The sequence below is a fragment of the Curtobacterium sp. MCBA15_009 genome (genome assembly GCF_001864895.1).
Lineage (GTDB): Bacteria > Actinomycetota > Actinomycetes > Actinomycetales > Microbacteriaceae > Curtobacterium.
In genome coordinates this window covers 387550-410110 of sequence record NZ_MJGO01000039.1, presented here as the reverse complement: position 1 = coordinate 410110, position 22561 = coordinate 387550, and the positions used below count along the sequence as shown (strand labels likewise).

General features: G+C 73.7%; 28 protein-coding genes. 15 read left to right on the top strand and 13 right to left on the bottom strand.

Translation table 11 applies throughout. The annotated features are described in order from the left end of the window. Positions 1–352 precede the first annotated feature (352 nt). Both BIU97_RS15230 and BIU97_RS15225 read left to right on the top strand, forming a co-directional pair. Positions 353–1756 carry an LLM class flavin-dependent oxidoreductase gene (locus tag BIU97_RS15230; protein ID WP_071298053.1) on the top strand — a complete coding sequence of 468 codons (1404 nt, stop codon included), beginning with the start codon at positions 353–355 and terminating at the stop codon, positions 1754–1756. 4 nt (positions 1757–1760) lie between these two features. Continuing rightward, entirely contained in the window at positions 1761–2264 is a 504-nt protein-coding gene (locus tag BIU97_RS15225) for a GNAT family N-acetyltransferase (RefSeq protein ID WP_071260953.1), read from the top strand. On the opposite strand, the gene BIU97_RS15220 is transcribed toward BIU97_RS15225, so the two are convergent. Both BIU97_RS15220 and BIU97_RS15215 read right to left on the bottom strand, forming a co-directional pair. Next, positions 2237–2992, bottom strand: a complete 756-nt coding sequence (locus BIU97_RS15220) for an SGNH/GDSL hydrolase family protein (protein ID WP_071298079.1) — start codon at positions 2990–2992, stop codon at positions 2237–2239. The genes BIU97_RS15225 and BIU97_RS15220 overlap by 28 nt on opposite strands. Positions 2993–3200: 208 nt before the next feature. After that, a complete protein-coding gene (locus BIU97_RS15215; protein ID WP_071260954.1) occupies positions 3201–3659 on the bottom strand; it encodes an SRPBCC family protein in 459 nt (152 codons plus the stop codon). 74 nt (positions 3660–3733) lie between these two features. Here BIU97_RS15215 and BIU97_RS15210 point away from each other — a divergent pair, with 74 nt between their 5' ends. The 3 genes from BIU97_RS15210 (at position 3734) to epsC (ending at position 6502) form a co-directional block, all read left to right on the top strand. Further along, complete coding sequence (locus tag BIU97_RS15210; RefSeq protein ID WP_071298052.1) at positions 3734–4771, top strand: dipeptidase; 1038 nt, start codon at positions 3734–3736, stop codon at positions 4769–4771. A 214-nt stretch (positions 4772–4985) separates the two neighbouring features. Next, a complete protein-coding gene (gene cysK / locus BIU97_RS15205) occupies positions 4986–5924 on the top strand; it encodes a cysteine synthase A (RefSeq protein ID WP_071260959.1) in 939 nt (312 codons plus the stop codon). Continuing rightward, the gene (gene epsC / locus BIU97_RS15200; protein ID WP_071260961.1) at positions 5921–6502 is read left to right on the top strand and encodes a serine O-acetyltransferase EpsC; all 582 of its coding nucleotides are present in this window, start codon (positions 5921–5923) and stop codon (positions 6500–6502) included. Before cysK ends, epsC begins: the two co-directional genes overlap by 4 nt. A 19-nt stretch (positions 6503–6521) precedes the next feature. Here the strand turns inward: epsC and BIU97_RS15195 are convergent, their stop codons facing one another. Further along, entirely contained in the window at positions 6522–6821 is a 300-nt protein-coding gene (locus BIU97_RS15195) for an excalibur calcium-binding domain-containing protein (RefSeq protein ID WP_217639510.1), read from the bottom strand. Between the two features lie 141 nt (positions 6822–6962). On the opposite strand from BIU97_RS15195, the gene BIU97_RS15190 reads away from it, so the two are divergent. Then, positions 6963–7349 (top strand): MmcQ/YjbR family DNA-binding protein, encoded by a 387-nt coding sequence (locus BIU97_RS15190; RefSeq protein ID WP_071260964.1) that lies wholly within the window; start codon positions 6963–6965, stop codon positions 7347–7349. A 43-nt stretch (positions 7350–7392) separates the two neighbouring features. On the opposite strand, the gene BIU97_RS15185 is transcribed toward BIU97_RS15190, so the two are convergent. Next, positions 7393–8061: an MOSC domain-containing protein gene (locus BIU97_RS15185; protein ID WP_071260966.1), complete on the bottom strand. Its 669-nt coding sequence runs from the start codon at positions 8059–8061 to the stop codon at positions 7393–7395. 118 nt (positions 8062–8179) lie between these two features. Between BIU97_RS15185 and BIU97_RS15180 the strand changes: the two genes are divergently transcribed. From BIU97_RS15180 to BIU97_RS15165, 4 genes are read left to right on the top strand one after another with little or no spacing between them, the layout of a single operon-like run. Continuing rightward, on the top strand, positions 8180–8368 hold the full coding sequence (locus BIU97_RS15180) for a hypothetical protein (protein WP_071260968.1): 189 nt from the start codon (positions 8180–8182) through the stop codon (positions 8366–8368). A gap of 9 nt (positions 8369–8377) precedes the next feature. Beyond that, a complete protein-coding gene (locus tag BIU97_RS15175) occupies positions 8378–8932 on the top strand; it encodes an RNA polymerase sigma factor (protein WP_071260970.1) in 555 nt (184 codons plus the stop codon). Then, positions 8929–9627, top strand: coding sequence for a hypothetical protein (locus BIU97_RS15170; RefSeq protein ID WP_071260972.1), 699 nt, complete (start codon positions 8929–8931; stop codon positions 9625–9627). The genes BIU97_RS15175 and BIU97_RS15170 overlap by 4 nt, the downstream gene beginning before the upstream one ends. Continuing rightward, positions 9624–9932: a hypothetical protein gene (locus BIU97_RS15165; RefSeq protein WP_071260974.1), complete on the top strand. Its 309-nt coding sequence runs from the start codon at positions 9624–9626 to the stop codon at positions 9930–9932. The genes BIU97_RS15170 and BIU97_RS15165 overlap by 4 nt, the downstream gene beginning before the upstream one ends. Positions 9933–10022: 90 nt before the next feature. On the opposite strand, the gene BIU97_RS18390 is transcribed toward BIU97_RS15165, so the two are convergent. From BIU97_RS18390 to BIU97_RS15130, 7 genes are all read right to left on the bottom strand, one after another. After that, on the bottom strand, positions 10023–10904 hold the full coding sequence (locus tag BIU97_RS18390) for a phospholipase (protein WP_254783008.1): 882 nt from the start codon (positions 10902–10904) through the stop codon (positions 10023–10025). A gap of 279 nt (positions 10905–11183) precedes the next feature. After that, the gene (locus BIU97_RS15155; protein ID WP_071260976.1) at positions 11184–11639 is read right to left on the bottom strand and encodes a MarR family winged helix-turn-helix transcriptional regulator; all 456 of its coding nucleotides are present in this window, start codon (positions 11637–11639) and stop codon (positions 11184–11186) included. Between the two features lie 176 nt (positions 11640–11815). Continuing rightward, positions 11816–12466 (bottom strand): GntR family transcriptional regulator, encoded by a 651-nt coding sequence (locus BIU97_RS15150; RefSeq protein ID WP_071260978.1) that lies wholly within the window; start codon positions 12464–12466, stop codon positions 11816–11818. 133 nt (positions 12467–12599) lie between these two features. Further along, positions 12600–13046: a DUF1810 domain-containing protein gene (locus BIU97_RS15145; protein WP_071260980.1), complete on the bottom strand. Its 447-nt coding sequence runs from the start codon at positions 13044–13046 to the stop codon at positions 12600–12602. Next, the gene (locus BIU97_RS15140; protein WP_071260982.1) at positions 13043–13834 is read right to left on the bottom strand and encodes a YqjF family protein; all 792 of its coding nucleotides are present in this window, start codon (positions 13832–13834) and stop codon (positions 13043–13045) included. Before BIU97_RS15140 ends, BIU97_RS15145 begins: the two co-directional genes overlap by 4 nt. Next, a complete protein-coding gene (locus BIU97_RS15135; RefSeq protein WP_071260984.1) occupies positions 13831–14229 on the bottom strand; it encodes a DoxX family protein in 399 nt (132 codons plus the stop codon). Before BIU97_RS15135 ends, BIU97_RS15140 begins: the two co-directional genes overlap by 4 nt. A gap of 40 nt (positions 14230–14269) precedes the next feature. Next, entirely contained in the window at positions 14270–15535 is a 1266-nt protein-coding gene (locus BIU97_RS15130; RefSeq protein WP_071298078.1) for a bifunctional phosphopantothenoylcysteine decarboxylase/phosphopantothenate synthase, read from the bottom strand. Positions 15536–15596: 61 nt separating this feature from the next. On the opposite strand from BIU97_RS15130, the gene BIU97_RS15125 reads away from it, so the two are divergent. Further along, positions 15597–16409, top strand: coding sequence for an NRDE family protein (locus BIU97_RS15125; protein WP_071260986.1), 813 nt, complete (start codon positions 15597–15599; stop codon positions 16407–16409). Positions 16410–16469: 60 nt separating this feature from the next. Here the strand turns inward: BIU97_RS15125 and BIU97_RS15120 are convergent, their stop codons facing one another. Further along, positions 16470–17375, bottom strand: coding sequence for an SDR family oxidoreductase (locus BIU97_RS15120; RefSeq protein ID WP_071260988.1), 906 nt, complete (start codon positions 17373–17375; stop codon positions 16470–16472). Between the two features lie 132 nt (positions 17376–17507). On the opposite strand from BIU97_RS15120, the gene BIU97_RS15115 reads away from it, so the two are divergent. The 3 genes from BIU97_RS15115 to BIU97_RS15105 all read left to right on the top strand — a co-directional run bounded on the left by BIU97_RS15115 (position 17508) and on the right by BIU97_RS15105 (position 20469). After that, positions 17508–18617: an LLM class flavin-dependent oxidoreductase gene (locus tag BIU97_RS15115; RefSeq protein ID WP_083404819.1), complete on the top strand. Its 1110-nt coding sequence runs from the start codon at positions 17508–17510 to the stop codon at positions 18615–18617. A 104-nt stretch (positions 18618–18721) separates the two neighbouring features. Further along, positions 18722–19345, top strand: a complete 624-nt coding sequence (locus BIU97_RS15110) for a hypothetical protein (RefSeq protein ID WP_071260990.1) — start codon at positions 18722–18724, stop codon at positions 19343–19345. 632 nt (positions 19346–19977) lie between these two features. Then, positions 19978–20469 carry a pyridoxamine 5'-phosphate oxidase family protein gene (locus BIU97_RS15105; RefSeq protein ID WP_071260992.1) on the top strand — a complete coding sequence of 164 codons (492 nt, stop codon included), beginning with the start codon at positions 19978–19980 and terminating at the stop codon, positions 20467–20469. 173 nt (positions 20470–20642) lie between these two features. Here BIU97_RS15105 and BIU97_RS15100 read toward each other — a convergent pair whose 3' ends face one another. Further along, the gene (locus BIU97_RS15100) at positions 20643–21881 is read right to left on the bottom strand and encodes a mannosyltransferase family protein (protein WP_083404820.1); all 1239 of its coding nucleotides are present in this window, start codon (positions 21879–21881) and stop codon (positions 20643–20645) included. 216 nt (positions 21882–22097) lie between these two features. On the opposite strand from BIU97_RS15100, the gene BIU97_RS15095 reads away from it, so the two are divergent. Beyond that, positions 22098–22484 carry a RidA family protein gene (locus BIU97_RS15095; RefSeq protein ID WP_071260994.1) on the top strand — a complete coding sequence of 129 codons (387 nt, stop codon included), beginning with the start codon at positions 22098–22100 and terminating at the stop codon, positions 22482–22484. Positions 22485–22561: the final 77 nt, after the last annotated feature.

Genomic DNA, 22561 nt, shown 5'->3' with positions numbered 1-22561 from the left:
CACGATCGGAGTGCCTTCGCGCCGTGCGATCGCGCGGTTCCGGAACACCCCGGTCGTGCGCCGCGCACACCCGCGCCGGCGGCCACGCGCAGGCACCCGCGCGGCGGCCCGGCGGAGGCGCCCGCCGCGCCCGCCGCGCCCACAGCGCCCGCCCGGCCGGGTCGGCAGAGGTGGCACCCGACGGGCGCCGCCCGGACGGCGGGCGCGAGCGGGTACCGGACGGGAGGCCCGTGGCGGGCCCGCACCGTGCCTCCCGTCCGTCCGGCGGTCGCCGTGCACCCGCGCACCCTCCGTCGTCACGCTTCGTCACGATCCGTGACGGTCGCAGGTGGCGGACGTAGCGTCTCGACCCGTGAGCAGCAGCAGCGAACACCGGCAGATCCGCTTCAACGCGTTCGACATGAACTGCGTCGCGCACCAGTCCTCCGGACTGTGGCGGCACCCGCGCGACCGGTCGCGGGACTACCGCGACCTGAGCTACTGGACGGACCTGGCGAAGACGCTCGAGCGCGGCGCGTTCGACGGCATCTTCATCGCCGACGTCCTGGGCACCTACGACGTGTACGGCGGGTCGAACGAGGCCGCGCTCCGCACCGGGTCGCAGGTGCCCGTGAACGACCCGGTCCTGCTCGTGTCGGCGATGGCGTCGGTGACCGAGCACCTGGGCTTCGGCATCACGGCCGGCACCGCGTACGAGCACCCGTACCCGTTCGCCCGACGCATGTCGACGCTCGACCACCTGACGAAGGGCCGCGTCGGCTGGAACGTCGTCACCGGGTACCTGCCGAGCGCGGCGCGGAACATGGGGCAGGCCGACCAGCTGTCGCACGACGACCGCTACGACGTCGCCGACGAGTACCTCGAGGTCCTCTACAAGCTGTGGGAGGGCTCGTGGGAGGACGACGCCGTCGTCGCGGACCGCGAGTCCGGCGTCTTCACGGACCCCGCGAAGGTGCACCCGATCGAGCACCACGGCACGCACTTCGACGTCCCCGGGATCCACCTGTCCGAGCCGTCGGTGCAGCGCACGCCCGTCATCTACCAGGCGGGCGCGTCGCCGCGCGGCATCCGCTTCGCCGCGGAGAACGCGGAGGCGGTCTTCGTGGGCGCACCGACCGTCGAGCAGCTCGCGTCGACCGTCACGAAGGTCCGGGACGCCCTGGAGGCAGCTGGTCGCGACCGGTACGCCGCCCGCGTCTACACGCTGCTCACCGTGATCACGGACGCCACCGACCAGCTCGCCCAGGCGAAGTACGAGGACTACCTGTCGTACGCCTCGGAGCTCGGCGCCCTGGTGCTCAACTCGGGGTGGATGGGCGTCGACCTGTCGCAGTGGGACCTCGACGAGCCCCTCGGGGACGTCGAGTCGAACGCGATCCAGTCGGCCGCGGCGAACATCGCGGCGGCCACCGGCGAGGACGGGTCCTCGTGGACGATCCGCGACCTCGCCCGGCACACCGCGATCGGCGGGCTCGGACCGGTGGCGGTCGGCGGGGGAGCGACCATCGCCGACCGGCTGCAGGAGATCCAGGAGCTGACCGACGTCGACGGGTTCAACCTCGCCTACGCGGTGACGCCCGGGACGTGGGAGGACGTCATCGAGTTCGTCATCCCGGAGCTCCGGGCTCGTGGGGCGTACCCGGAGGAGTACGAGCAGGGGTCGCTCCGGCAGAAGCTGCACGGCCGCGGGGACCGGCTGCCCGACGAGCACCGTGGGGCGTCGTTCAGGATTGCGAGCCGCACCGCCGTAGGCTGAACGGGTGATCGAGTCGTCCGTGGTCGTGCGTCCTGCGACCGGGGACGAGACCGACACCTGCATCGACCTCTGGGCGGCAGCCGTCGCCGAGCGTGACGGCGTCGCCGAGGACCCGGCCGTCCGGGAGCGCGCACGGCAGAAGTTCGCCGCGGAGCACGTCGCCTGGCTCGTGGTCCCCGGCGCCGACGGCGCGATCGACGGCTTCGTCCTGGTCACGGCGCCGGGGACCGGTCGGTCGACGGACCCGTCGGACGCCGCCTACCTGTCGTTGCTCGCGGTGCGCCCGGGCGTGCAGGCCCGCGGGGTCGGGCGCTCCCTGCTCGCCGAGGCCGTGCACGACGCCCGCGCCGCGGGGCACCCGCGCGTGGTGCTGCACGTGCTCGGAGACAACGACCGCGCGGTGCGGCTGTACGAGGCGGGCGGCTTCGCACCGACCGGCGACGAGTTCGCCCACGCCCTGACCGGCGGGACGACGCGGGTCTACGCGACCGGCGTCCACGTCGGGTAGGTCGCCGACCGGCCGTCGCCGGACGAGCGCCGGGTGACCCGCCGCCCGACCCACGGCAGGACGTACTCGCGGTAGTAGCGGGCCTCGGCCCGGAAGCCGGTGCGGCCGGCGTGCACGGACGCGGGGTCGGCCGCCGCGGGGCCGTCCAGGACGGCGTGCAGCGCCAGGTCGGCGACGCGCTGGTGCCCGGTCGCGTTCATGTGCAGGCGGTCCTCGGACCAGAACTCCGCGCGGCGCAGGTGGGGGTCGCGGGAGACGTCGACGAACGGCAGGCCGCGACGGCGGGCCAGCTCGCCGAGCGCTCCGGCCCAGGCGTCACCGCGACGGTTGATGAGCGATCCGAGGGGCAGCCGCGCGCTGGGGTCGGCCGGGCTGAGCAGTGCCATCCGCGCGCCGCGCGCCTCGACCCGGTCGACGGCGGACTCGACCCGGCCGATGAGGGCGTCGACGTCGAAGCGGGGGCGGAGCAGGTCGTTCCCGCCGGCGCAGAACGTGATGAGCGTCGGCGCCGGGTCGAGGTCGAGCGCTGCGTCGAGCTGCCCGTCGAGGACCCCGGCGAGCAGCCGTCCGCGCACCGCGAGGTTGGCGTAGGAGACGTCGGCGTCCGACGCAGCCGCCATCGCGCTCGCGAGTCGGCCGGTCCAGCCGGGGAGCGGAGCGGGACCGGCGTCGCCGATGCCCTCCGAGAAGCTGTCGCCGATCGCGACGTAGCGGATGGTCTCGTGCATGTGCTCATCATCGTGCACATGGCTGTGCAGGTTCCAGGTGCTGTGCGGTACGTCCACGAGCAGCGCTCGGCGTCGCTCAGCCGAGTCGCTCGGAGCGGTCGTTCGGGCCGCGCGCTTCGTGAGCAGGAACGGTCGGGTCGCCACCCGGCACTCGACCCTTCCTGCTCACGAAGGGTACGGGCGGCTCCGGGCAGGTGTGGACGCCGGGTCAGCGCGCGGCGTCGAGCTCGGCCGCGAGCGACGCGTTGCGGTCGGCGATGAGCCGCGGCATGTACCGGGCCAGCGCGAGCACCTCGGCCAGACGACCCAGCGGGCCGAGCGGTGCGCGGAACGTGATCGTGTCGACCATGCGCGTGCCGCCGGCCGACGGCTCGAAGCGGTGCTCGTGGTGGAACCGGGCGAACGGTCCACGCACCTGTTCGTCGACGAACCGGTGCGGTGCCTCCAGGGCGGTGATCCGACTCGTCATCCGCCAGACGACCCCGAAGTGGCGCGCCCGCCAGGTGACGGTCTCGCCCAGGCCGATCGTGCCGGACGTGGTGCCGGCGACGGCGCGTTCGCCGCTCGCGGCCATCGAGCGCTCGTGCGCGCCGATGTCGAGCGAGAGCGCGAAGGCGCGCTCGGGGGAGCAGGCGAGCTCGGTCTCGAGCCGGAAGGAAACGGTCACCGGACCGTCCGGTCCGTCGGCGTGTTCGCGGAGGCCACCCGACGATCGTAGCGACGGGCGGTAGCGTCGCAGGCATGACGTTCGACACGCTCCCGTTCCCGGTCATCGACGGCCACAACGACCTGCCCTGGGAGCGTCGCGAGACGCACGACTCCGGCGTGGAGGGCATCGACTCGGAGCAGGACAGCCTGCACACCGACCTGCCGAAGCTCCGGGCCGGCGGGGTCGTCGGCCAGTTCTGGTCGGTGTTCGTGCCCGCCGACGACGCCGACCCCGTCCGGACGACGCTGCAGCAGATCGACCTCGCGCACCGCATCGTCGAGCGGTACCCGGACACGCTCGCCCTGGCCCGCACCGCGGCCGAGGTCCGTGCCGCGATCGACTCCGGTCGCATCGCGTCGCTGCTCGGCGCCGAGGGCGGACACTCCATCGGCGACGACCTGGCGGTGCTGCGGGCCTTCGCACGCCTCGGCGTCCGGTACATGACGCTGACGCACAACGACGACACCCCCTGGGCGGACTCGGCGACCGGCGCGCGGGCGCACGGCGGTCTCACGGACCGGGGCCGGCAGGTCGTGGCCGAGATGGAGCGCCTCGGCATGCTCGTCGACCTGTCGCACACCGCCCCGTCGACGATGCGGGACACCCTCGACGTCGCGACCCAGCCCGTCGTCTTCAGCCACTCGTCCACGGTCCACGTGGACGACCACCCCCGCAACGTCCCCGACGACGTGCTCGCCCGCCTGGCGGACAACGGCGGCGTGGTCATGATCACCTTCGTGCCGAAGTTCGTGTCGCGGGCCTGGGCGGACTGGGAGGAAGCCGGTCAGGTCGGCGAGCCGCCCCTGGTCACCGTGTCCGACGTCGCCGACCACGTCGAGCACGCCCGCGACGTCGCCGGGGTCCGGCACGTCGGCCTCGGTGGTGACTACGACGGCACGCCGGTGCTCCCACCGGACCTGCGGGACGTGTCCCGCTACCCGGTGCTCGCGGCGGAACTGCAGCGGCGCGGCTGGGGCGAGCAGGACCTGCGGGCGCTCGCCGGGGGCAACGTGCTGCGTGTCCTCGAGGCGACGGACGAGCGGTTCGCACGGACGGCGTCCGTGCGCTGACGCGGAGGGGCGCGCGGACGCCGTCCGTGCGCTGCACACGCCACGCCACGCCTCGCCTCGTCGGCCCGGACGGCGACGGCCCGGAGGCGCGGGTCGTGCCCGGCGTGCGGCTCCCGTCACGAACGGGTCGAGCAGGGCTGCGGTCGCTAGGATCGGGCGACACCGCGCCGCCGGGAAGACGGCGGCGCGACCTGAGCTGCAGAGGACGGACCAGATGAACGGCACCATCCACGACAACATCTCGCAGGCGTTCGGCAACACCCCGCTGGTCCGCCTCAACCGGCTGCCGAAGCCCGGCGGTGCCGAGGTCCTCGCGAAGCTCGAGTTCTACAACCCCGGCGCGAGCGTCAAGGACCGCCTCGGCGTCGCGATCGTCGACGCCGCCGAGGCCGCTGGGGCGCTGCAGCCCGGCGGGACCATCGTCGAGGGGTCGTCCGGCAACACCGGCATCGCGCTCGCCCTGGTCGGCGCCGCCCGCGGCTACCGGGTCGTCATCACGATGCCGGAGACGATGAGCGTCGAGCGTCGTGCCGTCATGCGCGCCTACGGCGCCGAGATCGTGCTGACCCCCGGCCCCGAGGGCATGAAGGGCGCCGTCGCCCGGGCCGAGGCGATCGTCGCGGACACCCCCGGCGCGGTCCTCGCCCACCAGTTCGAGACCGCTGCGAACGCCGCGATCCACCGGAAGACCACCGCCGAGGAGATCCTGCGCGACACCGAGGAGCACGTCGACGTGTTCGTCGCGGGTGTCGGGACCGGCGGCACGATCACCGGTGTCGGCCAGGTCCTCAAGGAACGCGTTCCCGGCGTGCAGATCGTCGCCGTGGAGCCGAAGGACTCGCCCCTGCTCTCCGAGGGCAAGGCCGGCCCGCACAAGATCCAGGGCATCGGCGCCAACTTCGTGCCGGAGGTCCTCGACCGCAGCGTCATCGACGAGGTCTTCGACGTCGAGCTCGACGACGCCCTGCGGGTGGCACGGGCACTCGCGACGCAGGAGGGCATCTTGTCCGGCATCTCGTCCGGCGCGATCGTGCACGCCGCACTCGAGATCGCGGCTCGGCCCGAGAACGCCGGCAAGCGCATCGTCGCCATCGTCTGCGACACGGGCGAGCGCTACCTGTCGACGGTGCTCTTCGAGGGGCTCACTGCGTGAGTCGTCCTGGTCGACCAGGCGTGCTGCGGACCATCCGGGAGGACCTGGCCGCGGCACGCCGCGGTGACCCCGCCGCGCGGGGGGACCTGGAGAACGCGATCGTCTACTCCGGGCTGCACGCGATCTGGGTGTACCGGCTGACGCACCGGCTCTGGACGGCGCAGGGCCTGCCCGGCTCGCGGTTCGCCGCGCGGGTGCTCGGCCAGCTCGCCCGCTCGCTGACGGGCATCGAGATCCACCCCGGGGCCCGGATCGGGCGCCGCTTCTTCATCGACCACGGCATGGGTGTCGTGATCGGCGAGACCGCGGTGATCGGCGAGGACGTGCTCGTGTTCCACGGGGTCACGCTCGGGGGCCGGGGCGGGGACAGCCCGCGGGCCCGGCGGCACCCGGTGGTGGGGGACCGGGTGGTCCTCGGCGCGGGGTGCTCGCTGATCGGCGGCATCACGGTCGGGTCCGACTCAGTTGTCGGTGCCGGCACGGTCGTCACGAAGGACGTCCCCGCCGGCTCGGTCGTGACCGGTGTCGCGGGCACCGCTCGGCCGCGCTCCGGCCACGAGGGCGTGCCGACGCTCTAGGACGTCGGCACGCGCCGGCTCAGCTCTTCTCGCAGGCGATGCCGTCCTTGTCGCGGTCGAGCTTCGTGTTCGCGCGGTAGAGCGCGTCGTCCTTCTTCACGGTGCCCTTGAGCGCACGGTAGGTGGTCTTGCCGCCGGAGACGACCTTGTTCTTCGTGACGGACTTCTTCGCGATGCCACCGGAGTACACCTTGTGCACGGCGGTGCAGTTCGCGTAGCTCTTCGGCGCGGCCTGCGCGCTGGTGGCGCCCCCGACGACGACGGTGGTCGCGAGGACGGCGGTGGCGGCGGCGACGCCGAGGGTTCGGATGATGCGCACGGGTTCCCCCTGGAACGGTTCGTGGTCGTCGCGGGCGACGGCCGCGTCGGGTGCGCGGCGAGGCGATCCTACGACCTGACCGTCCCTCACGACCTACCCCCGAACGGGGATCGTGCGGGATCGGTGCGGCATCCTGGGGAGATGGACGGCGAGCAGCTGCACGAGGTCGCGATCCGCACGGCGGCCGGGTTGCCCGCGGTGCGCGAGACCGAGCCCTTCGGCGAGGGCGCCCTGGTGTTCAAGGTCGTCGACAAGATGTTCCTCATGGCCACCGCCCTGCGCGGGGTCCCGATCGTGAACCTCAAGTGCGCGCCGCCGCACGGTGCCGCACTGGTCCGCGACCACGACGAGATCTGGCCGGGGTGGCACATGAACAAGCGGCACTGGATCACGATCGCTCCGGGGGACGGCGTCGACGAGACCCTGGTCGAGGACCTCGTGGCGAACGCCTACGACCTCGTGGTGGCCGGCCTGCCGCGTGCGAAGCGTCCGCTCGACCCGGCCCGCCGCGACGGCAGCGCTCACTGAGCGGCGTCGGCCGGTGCGTCGCCGCGCACCCGACCGGCCCGGTTCACGGAGCGGTCGCCCCCGACCGCGCGCCGGACCGGGCGCCCGACCGGCCCAGCGCCTTCGAGACGTCCCGGACCACCTTCGGCGCGAGCCGCTCGCCCGACTCCAGCACAGCGCGGGCGCGCTCCGGCGTGAGCCCCGCGAAGATCTCGCCGATCGTCACGCCGTGCGCGGGCCGGTGGGTCACGACCACGGGGTCGCCCGCGGTGACGGTGCCGGAGCGCACGACCCGCAGGTAGGCACCCGGACGCCCCTCGTCCGTGAAGCGCCGGACCCACTTGTCCTCGCGCATCCGCCGCGCGAACGTGCCGCACGGGATCCGGGGGATCGTCACCTCGAGCTCGAGGGTCTCGCCGACACGCCAGCGTTCGCCGGTCACGGCTCCCGTCACGTCGACCCCGCTCGTGCGCAGGTTCTCGCCGAACAGCCCGGGCGCGACCTCGCGGTCGAGCGCATCGGCGAAGTACGCGGCGTCCTCGTCGGCGTAGGCGTAGACGGCCTGGTCCTCGCCGCCGTGGTGCTTCCGGTCCGCCTGGACGTCCGCGTACAGGCCGAGGGGCCGGACCCGCACGCCCCCGGTGACCGGGCGCTTGTCGATGGCGGTGACCCCGATCGTCCCCGAGTCCGGGAGCAGGCGGTCGACGCGGCAGACGGCGGTGACGAGCGACATGGTTCCACTCTCGCGCACCGACCGCTGCGACGGAAGCCGAGCGGGGTGTGACGAAACGGCTCGTCGGTGCGTCCCACCGGTGAGGATCCAGACCCGCTGGTCCGACACAGGAGTCACCATGCTCGAACCCGACACCGTCCGGACGACGTCGCACGGCCGTGCGGCGCCCGCGCACCTGCTGGCGCAGGCACGGGTGCACGCGCTCACGGTCCGGCCGGTCGGTCCGTTCCGGGTCGCGCACGCCGGTGCGTCCGGCCGACCGCGCTCGCACGGCCGTGCCCAGCTGAACCCCATCCACCACCAGTAGAAGGAAGTCGTGCACCACCAGCCCCTCGACGAGCTCGACGACGCGGTCCTCGCCGGCCGTTCGTCCGACGGCGACGTCCGGGCCTTCGAGGTCCTCATCCGTCGCTACACCCCACTGCTCCGCGCCTACGCCCGTCGCACCCTCGGCTCGACGGACGAACTCGACGACGTCGTGCAGGAGACCTTCATCACCGCGTGGGACCGCCTGGACGGGCTGGTCGAGCAGGCCCGCGTGAAGTCGTGGCTCATGCGGATCCTGAGCCGGAAGTGCCTCGACCGCATCCGTGCCCGACGCGACCACGACGACGTCACCGAACTCGAGGTGGCAGCACCCTCCGACGACGCCCCGGAACGCGTCGCCGAGGCCCGGTCCCGAGAAGAAGCGGTGGAGCGCGCGCTCGCCGAGCTCCCCGACGCACAACGACGGTGCTGGATCATGAAGGAGGTGCTCGAGTACCGGTACGAGGAGATCGCCGCCGAACTCGACCTGCCGCCCTCGACGGTCCGCGGGCTCCTGTCCCGAGCGAGGAAGAACATGATCCGACTCATGGAGGCCTGGCGATGACCGCCCCCGACGGAACCCGGCTCGACGCGCTCGAGCCCGACGACCTCGACGGTCACACGATCGACGAGCTCGCCGACTACCTGGACGCCGGCATGCGCCCGGCCGACCCGAGCATCGACGACTCCGCGGCCTGTCAGAACGCCCTCGCGGCGATCCTGCGGGTCCGGCAGGCGTCGCACGGTTCGCTCGAGGCCGCGGCACTCGTCGAGGCCCCGGCCGACGAGTCGTGGATCGGCAACGTGCTCGCGAACATCTCGATCGAGAGCCGCTCCGGCCGCGACGTGCCGCTCCGCCCCCGGTCGGCGTCCGAGCAGCCGGTGATGACCGAGGGCGCGATCCGGTCGCTCATCCGTCGCACCGGCGACGGCGTCCCCGGTGTGCTCATCGCCCGCTGCCACCTGGACGGCGACGTGACGGTGCTCGGGTCGCCGGTGCGGGTCGTCGTCGAACTCGCGATCGTGCCCGGCGCGGCGATCCCGTCGACCGCCGACCTCGTCCGCGGCGCGGTCGCCCGGGCCGTGTCCGAGCAGACCGACCTGGTCGTCGAGGGCGTCGACGTCGTGGTCCGCGACCTGCTGCCGGAGACGCCCACCGCGGCCGAGCCGGAAACGCCCACCGCGGCCGGGCCGGAGACCGCCGCCGCGGCCGGCACCACCGACGACACCGACACCACCGACACGGAGGGGACCCGATGAGCACCACCGACGACGTCCTCGCCGCCCTCGAACGCGCGATCACCGGTGTCCCCGGCGTCGCCGAGCTCTACCGCGCCCGACCCACGGTCGCGAGCGCCGTCCAGGCCGTCCGCGGGCTGTCGACGAGCAGTGCGCCCGCCCGCGTCGTCGTCGACGGCGACGTCCTCCGGGTCGTCATCGGGACCGACGGCGTCCGGCCGGCACCCGACGTCGCGTGCGACGTCCACGACGTCGTCCTCGACGCGGCCGCCGAGCACGGGCTGCCGCTGTCCCGCGTCGACGTGCGCGTCGCGCGGGTGGGGTGACCCCGGCGGGCTGGCGGCCGGGAGGCCCGTGGTGCGCGGTGCGCCGCGGCGTCGGTCCGGCACGCGGTCACCGCGCACCCCGGGGTCGGCTCAGTAGAAGTTGCTCGCCTGCGAGTGCGCCCACGCGGCGCACGGCGTGCCGTACGCCTCGCTGATGTAGCGCAGCCCCCAGGTGATCTGGGTGGTCGCGTTCGTCTGCCAGTCCGGAGCGATCGTCGCCATCTTCGAGCCGGGGAGCGCCTGCGGGATGCCGGTCGCGCCGCCGTTCGGGTTGACGGCCCGGTAGTCCCAGCCGGACTCCTTGGTCCACAGGTTGTCGAGGCACTGGAACTGGTCCGCGCCCCAGCCGTACCCGGACGACGCGAGCGAGGTCGCGGTCGCCTTCGCACCCGCGACCGTGTTGCCGGCGGCCAGGGCGCGTGCCCGCTCGGCGGCCTCGGCGGCGGCACGCGCACGGGCGGTGGCCTTCGCCGCCGCGGCGGCCTTCGCGTCGACGTCCCGTCGGTCCTGCGTCGCGCTCGCCTGCTCGACGTGGGCGGTGGAGGCGACGGTCGACGAGATCCGGGTCGTCAGCGCGGCGCCGGACAGCTGCCGGTAGTCGCTCAGGGCGTCGACGCGGCGGGCGAGCGCGCTCGTGTCCGTCTTGTCGTTCGCGGTCCGCATGACGGTCCGCGCGGTGGAGATCGTCGCGGCGGCCTGCGCACGGTCGAGGGCGGTGCCGCTCAGGGCGGGTCGGGGCGTCGCCGCGGCCGAGGCGCTGGCGGAGCCGCTCGGCAGTCCGAGCGCCTCGCCGATCGCGGGCTGTGTGCCCACGGTGAGGGCGCCGCCGGCGATCGCGAGGACCGCGGCACCACCGGCGACGAGGGTCGCACGGTGGCGGAGTGCCCGGCGAGCCCGTCGGGCGGGGGTGTTCAGCGCCTCGCGTCGAGTCGAGGCGGTGGTCGGGGTGGGTTCGGGGGTGTGTCCTGACATCGGTTCCGGTGGTCGGGCGGCTCGTCGGCGGACTCCTCGCGCGCCCTGCGGGGGCACACGTCGACGCCGCGCTCGGCACGGTCGTCGTGGGGAGGTCCGCCAGCCGGGGAGGACCGGACGGTGGTGTGGGGCCCGTCCGTCCGCCCGGGCGGCCGTGGGGGAGGCAGCCGGTGGGCGGAGCCGACACCATGACGCGTCGGGCTGGACAGCGCGTCCAGGGTCGCTGGCAGAACCGTCCGTCCACCCGTCGGTAACGGTTCGGTAACGGCCGATCAGCAGTCAGGACGTGTGAGGTTCCTGGACGCCGTCGCCCTGCGCGACCCGCTCGAGAGCGTCGAGCGCTCCGGCGATGGCCGAGACGTCCGATTCGTCGAGCTCCGCGATGAGCTCCGCGACGATCCCGGTGCGGTCGGAGCGTGCGCGTTCGACCGCCGCGATGCCCTCGGGGGTCGCGGTCACCATGAAGGCGCGGCCGTCCGTGGGATCGGCCTCGCGCTCGATGAACCCGCGCTGTTCGAGCTCGGTCAGGATGCGCGTCATCGTCGGCTTCGTGACCACCTCGATCCGCGACAGGTCGCCGGGGCGCAGGGGTCCGTCGCTCTGGATCGTCGCCAGGGCGGACACGAGTCCGTAGCCGAGCGAGGCCGAGTCGGACCGGGCTCGCCGGTTGATCTTGCCGACCGCCTGGGCCAGACGTGCGGCGACTGCGGTTCGGTCCGTCGATCGGGGACTCATGTGGTGCTCCGGGTGGGCGATCGGGTGGTCCGGCCGATGCTACCGGCTGGCCGGACCCGGACTCTGTGAGCGGCTGCGCGACGGTCCGGACGTGTCGACCGGGAGGCCCGTGGTGCGCCCGCTGCCCGTCCTGCGACGGCAGGACGGGCGGTTCCTGTACGAGGGTACAGGCAGACTCAGCGCTTCTCGCCGGGGAGCAGGTGGATCGCCTCGGTCGCCATCTCGGCGGCGACGTTGTCCCCGGACTCGGTGGCGGCTCGCAGGCGCAGGAAGTCCTCGGTCATCTGGTCCCAGTCGACGAGCTCGTCGAGGTTCGGCAGCCGCAGGCGGAAGGCCAGGCCGTCCATGGTGTCGCGGCAGACCCGCTGCAGGTTCGCGTTGCCGCACTCGGCGACGTACAGCGCGAACACGTCGAGGGCGTCGTGGTTGACGGCACCGACGTCGTGCGCCCGGAAGTCGGCGACGGTCTTGTCGAGCTGCGCGAGGATCTTCTTCCGCGCGCCGGCGCCCAGGCGCGGCACGGCCAGGCGGACGACGCCGCCGAACAGCACGCCGAGGGTCTGGATGGCCTCGACGACCTCGTCGGGCTTCGGGGTCGTGACACGCGTGTAGCGGTTCGGCGCCATCTCGATCAGGCCGGCGCGGGCGAGCTGGCTGAGGGCCTCGCGGATGGGCGTGCGGGAGACGCCGAGCCAGGCGATGAGCTCGTCGTCGTTGAGCCGCTCGCCGGGGACCAGCGTGCCGTCCATGATCGCGTCGTGGATCTTGTGGCGGACGGTGTCGCGGAGCAGCTGGTGTTCGGTCGGGGCGCTGCTGGGGACCGGCATGCGGGTTCCTTCGTGGTCGTGGCGCCGGGGGCGTCGGTTCGGGATCGGATGGCGCAGCACTGCGCCGTCCGGCATCACCGTACCTGATATACGACCGGTGTTGCGCTCGGCACTCCGGTGCCGCGGGGTGGTGTCAGCGGTCCCCGAGCAGCCGGAGGGTGGCCGGGTCCTCGTCGCCGTCGTACCAGCGGTCGAGCACCGCTCGGAACGGCGACGGCTCGTCGGCGACCCGGGCGAACAGCGTGGCCGACGACCGGAGCTTCAGCGCGTCGGTCGCGCCGAGCAGTTCCTCGACGGTCCGCGCGGGTGCCGCGGCCGCGACCCCGGCGGCCTCGCACAGCCGGACGCCGAGCACGGGGTGGGCGAGGTACGCCCGCGCCTCGTCGGGCCCGGAGATCCCGTACCGCAGAGCGGTCGCGCTCCGGCCGAGCCCCGCGAGCTGCGGGAACACGAACCACATCCAGTGCGAGGTCTTCCGACCGCGCCGCAGCTCGTCCACCGCCGACCCGTGCACCCCGTCCTGCGCCCGGACGAAGCGGTCGAGGTCGAACGGGTCGTCGTCCGCACGTCGCCCGGTCACCGGACCACCCCGCCCCAGCCGTACCGGACGGTCGTGCCGTCGACCACGAGCAGCGAGTCCGGTTCGCGGTCGAACAGCCCGGGCAGGCCGACCGCCGCGGGCAGGTCGCCCTCGAGCTGGTCGAGCCGTGCGGACCGGACGGTGAGCGGCGCGTGCTGGCGTTGCCAGAAGAGGGTCTGCGTCAGGTAGCGGGCGTGGATGCCGGCGCGGGTCGTGAGCTCGGCGGCGAGGGGCGTGTCGACGACGTCCCCGGCCTGCACCCGCACCGAGGCGGCCCCTCGGTGTCGGGGGACCCCCGTGGGTCGGTCCCGGCGCAGCGAGCGTGCCCACCGCAGTGGGGACCGGACGCGACCGCTGTGCCGGACGGAGCGGTGTGCGACGGTGTCCCCGCGCCGTCGCGACCCGGCGCGTGCGAAGGTGTACGGCACGCCGAGGAGCGCGTGCGCGGCGACGATCGCCGGGACGTTCGCCGTGTCGACGGTCCGGTAGGTCACACCGTGCCGTCCCTGGTCGTCGACCGTCAGCACCTCGAGCGTCACCTCGGTCATCCGGCCGAGCCGGCCCGCCGACGGGAACGGCGGCACGCGTGTCTCGTCGAACACGTAGGCCGAGAGCCCCACCCAGGCGCTGCCGTCCACGACGTCGGGCCGGGTGCCGCGGGGGACGAGTCGTGCGAGCGCCCCGGGGTCGCCGCGCCAGTGCGCGAAGACGATGTCCTGCCAGGCGTGCACGGTGACCGGGCGGTGCAGCAGCGGCCCGGCGGCGCGCTCGCGCGCCCGGTCGGTCACCGCTTCGGCGCGTGTCGGCCCACGCGCACGGCCCAGAGCACGAGGGGTGCCTGCAGGGGGAGACGGAGCACCGAGACGATCCGCATCGTCCGGCTCGACCGGGGGTGGTCGAGCACGTCGGCCGCCATCTTGACGTTCGCGGGGAACACCGCGGCGAACAGCGCCGCGGCCGCCCACCCCGACGCCCGTCGGGTGGCCGGGAACGCGAGCCCCGCCGCGATGCCGAGCTCCGCGACTCCGGACGCCACGGTCGTCAGGCGCGGCGGGAGTGCGTCCGGCACGATCCGGTCGTAGCCGCGCGGCCGCAGGAAGTGGGTGGCCCCGGCGCCGCCGAGCAGCACCGCGAGCACGGTGGCGGTCCGGGTGGCACGTCGGATCCGATCGCGTCGTCGCATGTCCCCATCGTGCCCGTCGCGCCTCGGGAGCGCCCGGAGGTCAGACGAGCGCCGTCGCGACGAGGTCCAGGACCGCCGTCGCGACCTCGGCCTTCGTGCCCGCGGTCTCGCGGACGACCTCGCCGCCGGGCACGAGCACCTCGATCGCGTTCTCCTCGCGTTCGAAGCCGGCCGACCAGCCGACGTGGTTCACGACGAGCAGGTCGGCTGGCTTGCGGGCGATCTTGGCGCGACCGAGCTCGATGCGCGCGGCACGGTCCGGTTCGGTCTCGGCGGCGAAGCCGACGACGACCTGTCCGGCGCGCCGCGCGGCGACGAGGTCGGCGAGGACGTCGGGGTTCCGCACGAGCTCGAGCGACATCCGCTCGCCCTGGGCGTCCTTCTTGAGCTTCTCCTCGAGCACCTCGGCCGGTCGGTAGTCGGCCACCGCCGCGGTCATCACCACGACGTCGGCCTCGGCGGCGGCGGTGTGCACGGCGTCGGCGAGTTCGAGCGCGGACCCGACCGGCACGACGGTCGCGTCGAGCCCCTGCAGGAGCCCCGCCTCGATGTTCGCCGACACGAGCATGACCTCTGCGCCGCGGGCCGCGGCCGCCGCCGCGATCGCCAGGCCCTGCCGTCCGCTCGAGCGGTTGCCGACGAAGCGGACCGGGTCGAAGGGCTCGCGCGTCCCGCCGGCACTGACGACGACGCGGACGCCGTCCAGGTCGCCCTGCTCGCCGCGGGCACCGCCGGACGTCGGGAGCCGGTCGTCGCCGGTGCGCCGACCCGGCGTGGTCGGCTCGTCCAGCACCGCGAGCGCGGCGGTGACGATGTCCTCGGGCTCCGCCATCCGCCCGATGCCGGCGTCGTCGCCGGTCAGCGCACCCACCACGGGACCGACGAGGTGGACGCCGCGCGCGCGGAGCGTGGCGACGTTCGCACGGGTCGCCGGGTGCTCCCACATCTGCGGGTGCATCGCGGGTGCGACGACGACCGGGGCGTCGGTGGCGAGCAGGGTCGTGCCGAGCAGGTCGTTCGCCAGGCCGGCGGCCATCCGCGCCAGGGAGTCGGCGGTGGCGGGCGCCACCACGACGAGGTCCGCACGACGGCCGAGGGCCACGTGGCGGACCTCGGCGACGTCGTCCCAGACGCTCGTGGTGACGGGGTTCCGGCTCAGGGCCTCGAGCGTCGGCAGCCCGACGAAGCGGAGGGCGCCCTCGGTCGGGACGACGTGCACCTCGTGGCCGCGCTTCACGAGGTCGCGGACGACGCCGACGGCCTTGTAGGCGGCGATCCCCCCGGTGATCCCCACGATGACGGTCAGGGCGCGCTCTGCTGCTGCGTTCACGTCGATCACGCTACCGGCGCGTGCGAGGATCGTCGCCATGTGCACCGTCGTCGTCCGCGTCGAGCCCGGGTCCCCGTGGCCCGTCACCGTGCTCGCCCTGCGCGACGAGTCACCGGAGCGCCCGTGGGACCCGCCCGCCGCGTGGTGGCCCGACCGCGACCCGGACGTCCGCGGTGTCCGCGACCGTTCCGCCGGTGGCGCGTGGCTCGCGGCCTCGGACCGGGCCGGTCTCGCGGTCGTGCTCAACCGCTCCGAACCCGTCCCGAGCGACGACGGGACGTGGACGACCCGGGGCGTGGTGCCGGTCGACGCCGTCGCGGACGGTCTGCTCCCCGGGCACGACGGCACGCTGCCGACCACCCGGGCCTTCAACCTGGTGCGGGCGACGGCCGAGGGTGCGACGGTCCTGACCTGGGACGGCACCGCGGTCCGCACCACCGACCTCGGTCCCGGCGTGCACATGGTCACCCACGGCGAGGCCGACGACCCCGGGGCGCCGCGCATCGGCCGCTGGCTCGAGGCCTTCCGGGCCGTCGACGCCCCGACGGGGCCACCCGAGGTCGGACCCGCTGACGAGCTCCGCGCGCTCGGACGCGGCGGCGCCGACAGCGACACCGACACCGACCCCGGCGACGGGTGGAGCGGCTGGTTCGGGGTGCTCGCCGACTCGGCAGCGCTGCCGGTCGACCACCCGGACGCGATCCTGCGCGACGTGCACGAGGCCGAGGGTCACATGACGACGCTCTCGGTCGTCGCCGCGGCGATCGGTCCGGACCGGACCGTCCTGCAGCACGCACGACTGGTCGAACCCGGCCGGCTGGACACGGCGGTGGAGCTGCACCGCGCCTGAGGCGACCGGCGGGGCGGGCGGGGCACGGGCCTCCCGGCCGACCGCCGCCACCCACCCGGGTCAAAGCGGCGGACGCGTCCCGGTGAGGTCCTCGGCGACCGCCCAGAGCGAGCGCGCCAGGTCGGCGCTGCGCGCCGAGCCCGGGATCGACGCGGACGTGGTCGGACCGGTCATGCCGAACGCGCCCGACGGGCCGTAGTAGGCGCCGCCCACCGCGTTCGGACCGACGGCGGCGTAGAGCAGCGGCTCGGTGCCCTGCTCGACGTCCTGCGCGAAGGGCATCGGCCGGTTCGCGCGTGCCGGACCGGAGCGCCCGAGCGACCGGCCGGCCGTCATGAGGTTCGTGCGGGTGATGCCGGGGTGCGCGGCGGTGCTCACGAGCGGGACGTCGGCCTCGACCGTCAGGCGGTGCAGGTGCAGCGCGAGGAGCAGGTCGGCGAGCTTCGACTGCCCGTAGGCGCGCCAGCCGTTGTAGCCGCGCTCCCACTGCAGGTCGCGGAAGCGGATGCGGCCACCCATCGCGGCCAGGCTCGACATCGTCGTGACCCGGGGTGCCTCGGCACGCAGGAGCGAGGGCAGCAGCAGGTTCGTCAGCGCGAACGGGCCGAGGAAGTTCGTGCCGAACTGCAGCTCGAAGCCGTCGACCGTCTCGAACCGCTTCGGGGGAGCCATCACGCCCGCGTTGTTGACGAGCACGTCGACGGGGCGGTCCTCGCCGACGATGCGCTCGGCGAAGGTCCGCACGCTCGCCAGGTCGGCCAGGTCGAGCTCGCGCACCTCGACGTCGGCGGTGGGGTGCGCCGCACGGATCTCGGCGGCGGCGGTCTCGCCCTTCGCGACGGTGCGGACGCCGAGCACGACGCTCGCGCCGGCCTCGGCGAGGCGCAGTGCGGCCTCCTTGCCGGTGCCGCTGTTGGCGCCCGTGACGACGATGCGGCGTCCGGTCTGGTCGGGGAGTCTCGGCATGCCCGTGACCGTACTCGGGGCGGCTGGCGGCTGGCGGCTCGTGCCGTCCTCGTGGTGGTTCGTGCTGCCCCCGTGGTGGTTCGTGCTGCCCTCGTGGTAGTTTTATGCAAACGCATCGAACTGGAGGCTCGCATGAGCAACGCATTCGGCACCGACCGTCCCTCGGACGTCCCGCCGCCCGCACCCGACCGGGTCGGCCCCGTGCAGCTCGGCCTCGACACCTTCGGCGACGTCACCGAACTGCCCGACGGCTCGGTCAAGTCCGACGCGCAGAGCATCCGCGACGTCGTCGAGCAGGCGGTCCTCGCCGACCAGATCGGCATCGACTTCATCGGCGTCGGCGAGCACCACCGCGCGGACTTCATCGTCAGCGCGCCCGAGGTCGTCCTCGCCGCGATCGCCGCGTCGACGTCCCGCATCCGGATGGGCAGCGCCGTCACCGTGCTCTCGTCGGACGACCCGGTCCGCGTCTACGAGCGCTTCGCCACCGTCGACGCGATCTCGGACGGACGCGCCGAGGTCATCCTCGGCCGCGGCTCCTTCACCGAGTCGTTCCCGCTCTTCGGCTACGAGCTGTCCGACTACGAGGTCCTGTTCGAGGAGAAGGTCCAGCTCTGGGCCGCCCTGCGCGGCGGCGACAAGGTCACCTGGTCCGGCACCAAGCGCGCACCGCTTGTCGAGCAGGACGTCTTCCCGAAGCTCGAGCACGGCCCGATCCCGACCTGGATCGGCGTCGGCGGCTCGCCCCAGTCCGTCATCCGCGCGGCCTCGTACGGCATGCCCCTGTTCCTCGCGATCATCGGCGGGCAGCCCGCCCAGTTCGCCCCGTTCTCGCGGCTCTACCGCCAGGCGCTCGCCCAGCTCGAGCTGCCGCAGCAGCCCATCGCGATGCACTCGCCGGGCTTCATCGCCGAGACCGACGAGGAAGCCGCGGAGCGCTACTGGCCCTACCACAAGGCCGTCACCGACCAGCTCGGCCGGGAGCGCGGCTGGCCGCCCCTCGACGTCGCCGGCTACCGCGCAGGCCTGTCGGCCGGCGGCTCGCTGTACGTCGGGTCGCCGGAGACCGTGGCGCGCAAGATCGCCCGCAACATGCGCATCCTCGGGGTCTCCCGGTTCGACATGCGCTACGCGACGGGCCGCCTGCCGCACGACGACATGATGCGCTCCATCGAGCTCTACGGCACGCGGGTCGCCCCGCGGGTGCGCGAGCTGCTGGCCGAGGCCGTCCCGGTCGCCTGACGTCTGGCGCTTCTTCCGGGGCGCAGCCAGCGTCGCGGGACGGCCGGGAGGCCCGGGGCGCGTCCGCGACGCCGCTCACGGGCGCCGCGGGTACGGTCCAGGGCATGTCGCCACGCTCCACCGCACCAGAACGCCGGTTCCGAGGACGCATCATGGGCGTCGGCACGACGTCCGGCGTGCGCATCGTCGTGGGGATGTGGGAGCGGTCGCCGTTCGGCGCATTCACCGACGTGTTCCTCGAACTGCCGGACGGCACCAGCGTGCTCCTGGCCCCGGACGAGATCGTCGCCGCCTACGTCTCCGGCACCTACCGCTTCGACACCGTCTCGGTGGTCGACGTCCGCACCCGCCGCACCGCCCGCGGGCTGGAACTGTCGGCCGGAGCCCTCGAGGCGTCGATCGACGTCGGAGCGATCTCCCCGCTCGGGCGTCTGCTCCGCATCGTCCCGAAGCCCATCGCCCGCGACCCCCGGTGGCTCGCCGCGATCGACCCCGTCGCCCGGCTCGTCGCCCCCGGGTCCGGTACGGCCGGCTCGGCGGGCAACGGCCGTCGCGAGTACTACGGCGTGACCGGGGCGCACGACGTCACCGGCGTCCGCGGCACCTGGGCGGGGGAGCCGCTCGGGTCACTCGCCCCGCTCAACCCGCCCGTCGCGTTCGGCTTCGCCTCGATGCCGAGGATCCCGCAGGTGGTCGACGTCGAGACCACGATCCGCGAGCCGGCCTGACCCTCGGGGCGGTGCGGGTTCTGCGGCCTGTCGCCTGGGGTGCGTTCCGTCCCATCGCGTGTGGTGTGGGAAGCAGATCCGCGCGTAGGAGGTCGTTCGTTCGGGCTTCCCACGCGCGATTCGTCTTCCTACGCGCGGGACTTCCGCCGACGGCGCCGGCCGGGCACGGCTGACCGTAGTGTCCGGGCGTTCGCTCCGCCACGAGGTCGTGCCCGCGGTCGTTCTGTCCCATCGCGTGTGGTGTGGGAAGCGCTTTCGCGCGTAGGAGGTCGTTCGTTCAGGCCTCCTACGCGCGGTTCGTCTTCCCACGCGCGGAACTGCCCACCGCCCGCGCCGGCCGGGCGCGGCTGACCGTGGTCCCCGGGCGTGCGCTCCGGCCACGGCGTGGTGCCCGCGGGTGTTCTGTCTCATCGCGCGTGGTGTGGGAAGCAGATCCGCGCGTAGGAGGTCGTTCGTCCGGGCCTCCTACGCGCGATTCGACTCCCCACGCGCGAAAGCGCCCCCGCGCCGCCCACCGCCCCGCCACACACCCCCGCCCCAGACACACCCGCCCTCGGAGGGGCACACTGGACGCAACGGTTCGGCTCCGTCAGCCCTCGGGCACGGCGGGGCGCACGACGCAAAGGAGCATCATGACCGACACGCAGACCGACCAGCGCGCCGCCATCTCGGACATCGTCCACGGGGCCCACACCGCACTGCTCACCACCGTGAGCGAGGACGGGCACCTGCACGCCCGTCCGCTCGCCGTGCAGGACAAGACCTTCCACGGGACGCTGCGGTTCCTGGTGCAGGACGGCAGCGAGAAGGTCGAGGACATCGCCCGCAACCCGCACGTCAACGTCGCCATCGAGTCGCAGGGCGGCTACCTGTCGATCGCCGGCACCGCCACGGTCACACAGGACGACTCGGTCGTCGACGAGCTGTGGTCCCCGTTCGCCGAGGCGTGGTTCCCCGAGGGGCGGCAGGACCCGTCGATCCGACTCCTCACCGTCGAGGGCGTCTCGGTCGAGTACTGGACGCAGGACACCGGTCCGGTCGGCAGCCTCGTGCAGATGTTCAAGGCCGCGATCGGCAAGCAGAGCCAGCCGGACACCGGCGACCACGGCACCGTCGAGCTCTGACCGCGGAGCGCCGACCGCGGAGCACTGCCCGGCCGGCCAGACGCAGGACGACGAGATCGACGTCGTGCGACAGCGATCTCGTCGTTCTGCGTCCGCACGGGGCCACCCCCGCGTCCGCACGGGCCATCCCTGTCCGCACGGGGCCACCCCTGCCCGGACGGTGCAACCGCTGCCTACGGCGGGCCGAGCAGCCAGAGCACTGCGACGAGCACGGGCTGCCCGGCCAGCGCGGCGGTGACGAGGGTCCGGCGCATCCAGGGCCGTGCGACCAGCTCCGGTGAACCGAACAGCGGCGCCAGCGGCATGAGCAGGCGGGGCGTCGAGGCCATCGGCAGCGAGACCGCGAACACGTAGAGCGCGTAGGCCGCCGAGTACAGCACGGTCGTCTGGCCGAGGCGCAGCGTCGACCGGCGGAGCAGCCACACCGGGTAGCCGACGAGCAGGAACAGGACGATGAGCACGCCCCCGACGCCGAGCCACCGCGACGCGATGAGGAACCACGGCGTCATCGGCACGAAGTCCACGCGTCCGATGAAGTTCACCCACCACGACATCTCGGTCTCGAGGTAGGCGTTCGGCATCCCGGTCACGTGCGACGCGATGACCGGCCAGGCCAGCCCCGCAGCACCCATCGCGAGGCCCGCGGCGACCACCCGGACCTGCTCGCGCAGCGGGAAGGTGTCGAGGAGCCGTCCGTCCGACCGCCGAGCACGGACCCAACGGATCAGCGCCACGACCCCGAGGACGAGCGGGATGGCGAGGGCCCCGGGCCGCGTGAAGGCCGCGACGACCCCGAGCAGCGTGAGCAACCCGTACCGGCGGCGTTCGAGGGCGAGCAGCGCCCCGAACGACAGCGCGAGGAACATGCTCTCCGCGTAGCCCACCTGCAGCAGGAACGACAGCGGCCCGCAGGTGAAGAAGAAGACGGCCCACATGGCGGCGGCGTGACCGGCCCGGTCGCGGACCAACCGGTGCAGCAGGAACGCGGCGACCAGCCCGGCGACCAGCGCGACGAGCGGCGCACCGATGGTGAACGGCACCCCGGTCGAGGCCGTCAGCATCCGGATCGTGAACGGGAACGCCGGCAGGAACGCCCAGGCGTTCTGTGCGACGTTCCCGGCGGCGTCGACCGGCAGCACGGCGGGGTAGCCGTGCAGCGAGATCTGCTCGTAGTACTGCCCGTCCCACGCCGAGAGGAACGCCCCGAACCCGTGGCCGTTGCCCCAGATCGCGTTCTCCGGCAGCGCGCGACCGATCAGTGGGTACGCGAGCGCCAACCAGAGCGTCGAGAGCAGACGACCGCCGGTCCACACGAGCAGGACCGCGGCCCACGCCGGCAACGACGCCACGGTGTCGAGCACTCGACGCCGTCCGGGCGCGACGGCGACGGCGTCGCCGTCCAGGCGGCTCACGCGCGGGCTCCTCGGCGGGCGGGCATCGGGGTCGGCACCGGGACAGGCTAGCCGGTCGACCCGCGTGGTCCTCACGGAACGCGCGGGTGTGCGGGCGTCGGACGGGAGGCCCGTCCAGCGTTCTGCATGTCGGAACGCGTCCGTCCCGTGGTCGGCTCCGGAGCGAGCGGCCCGCCTAGCCTGGAGTCCTCATCCACCGACTGACGAGGAGCCACCGTGCCGAAGACCGCCATCGTGACCGACAACGCCCCGAAGCCCGCCGGCCCCTACAGCCAGGGCATCGTCGCCAACGGCTTCATCTACACCGCCGGCTTCGGCCCGCAGGACCCGTCGACCGGCGCGATCGCGGACGACGTCGCCGGCCAGACCGCGCAGGTGCTCGCGAACGTGGCCGCGGTGCTGGCGGAGCACGGTGCCACCCTCGACGACGTCGTGAAAGCGACCGTGCACCTCGAGCACTCCGACCGCGACTTCCCGGCCTTCAACGAGGAGTACGCCAAGCACTTCTCGCAGCCCTACCCCGTCCGGACCACCGTGCAGTCGCACCTGGCGAACATCCTGGTCGAGATCGACGTCGTCGCGGTGCTGCCCTCGGCTGAGTAGATCCGCACCCGGCGCGTCCGCTCGGAACGCTTACCCGCGGGAGCCCGCACGAGCGCGCCCCCGTGCGGACGTCGTGC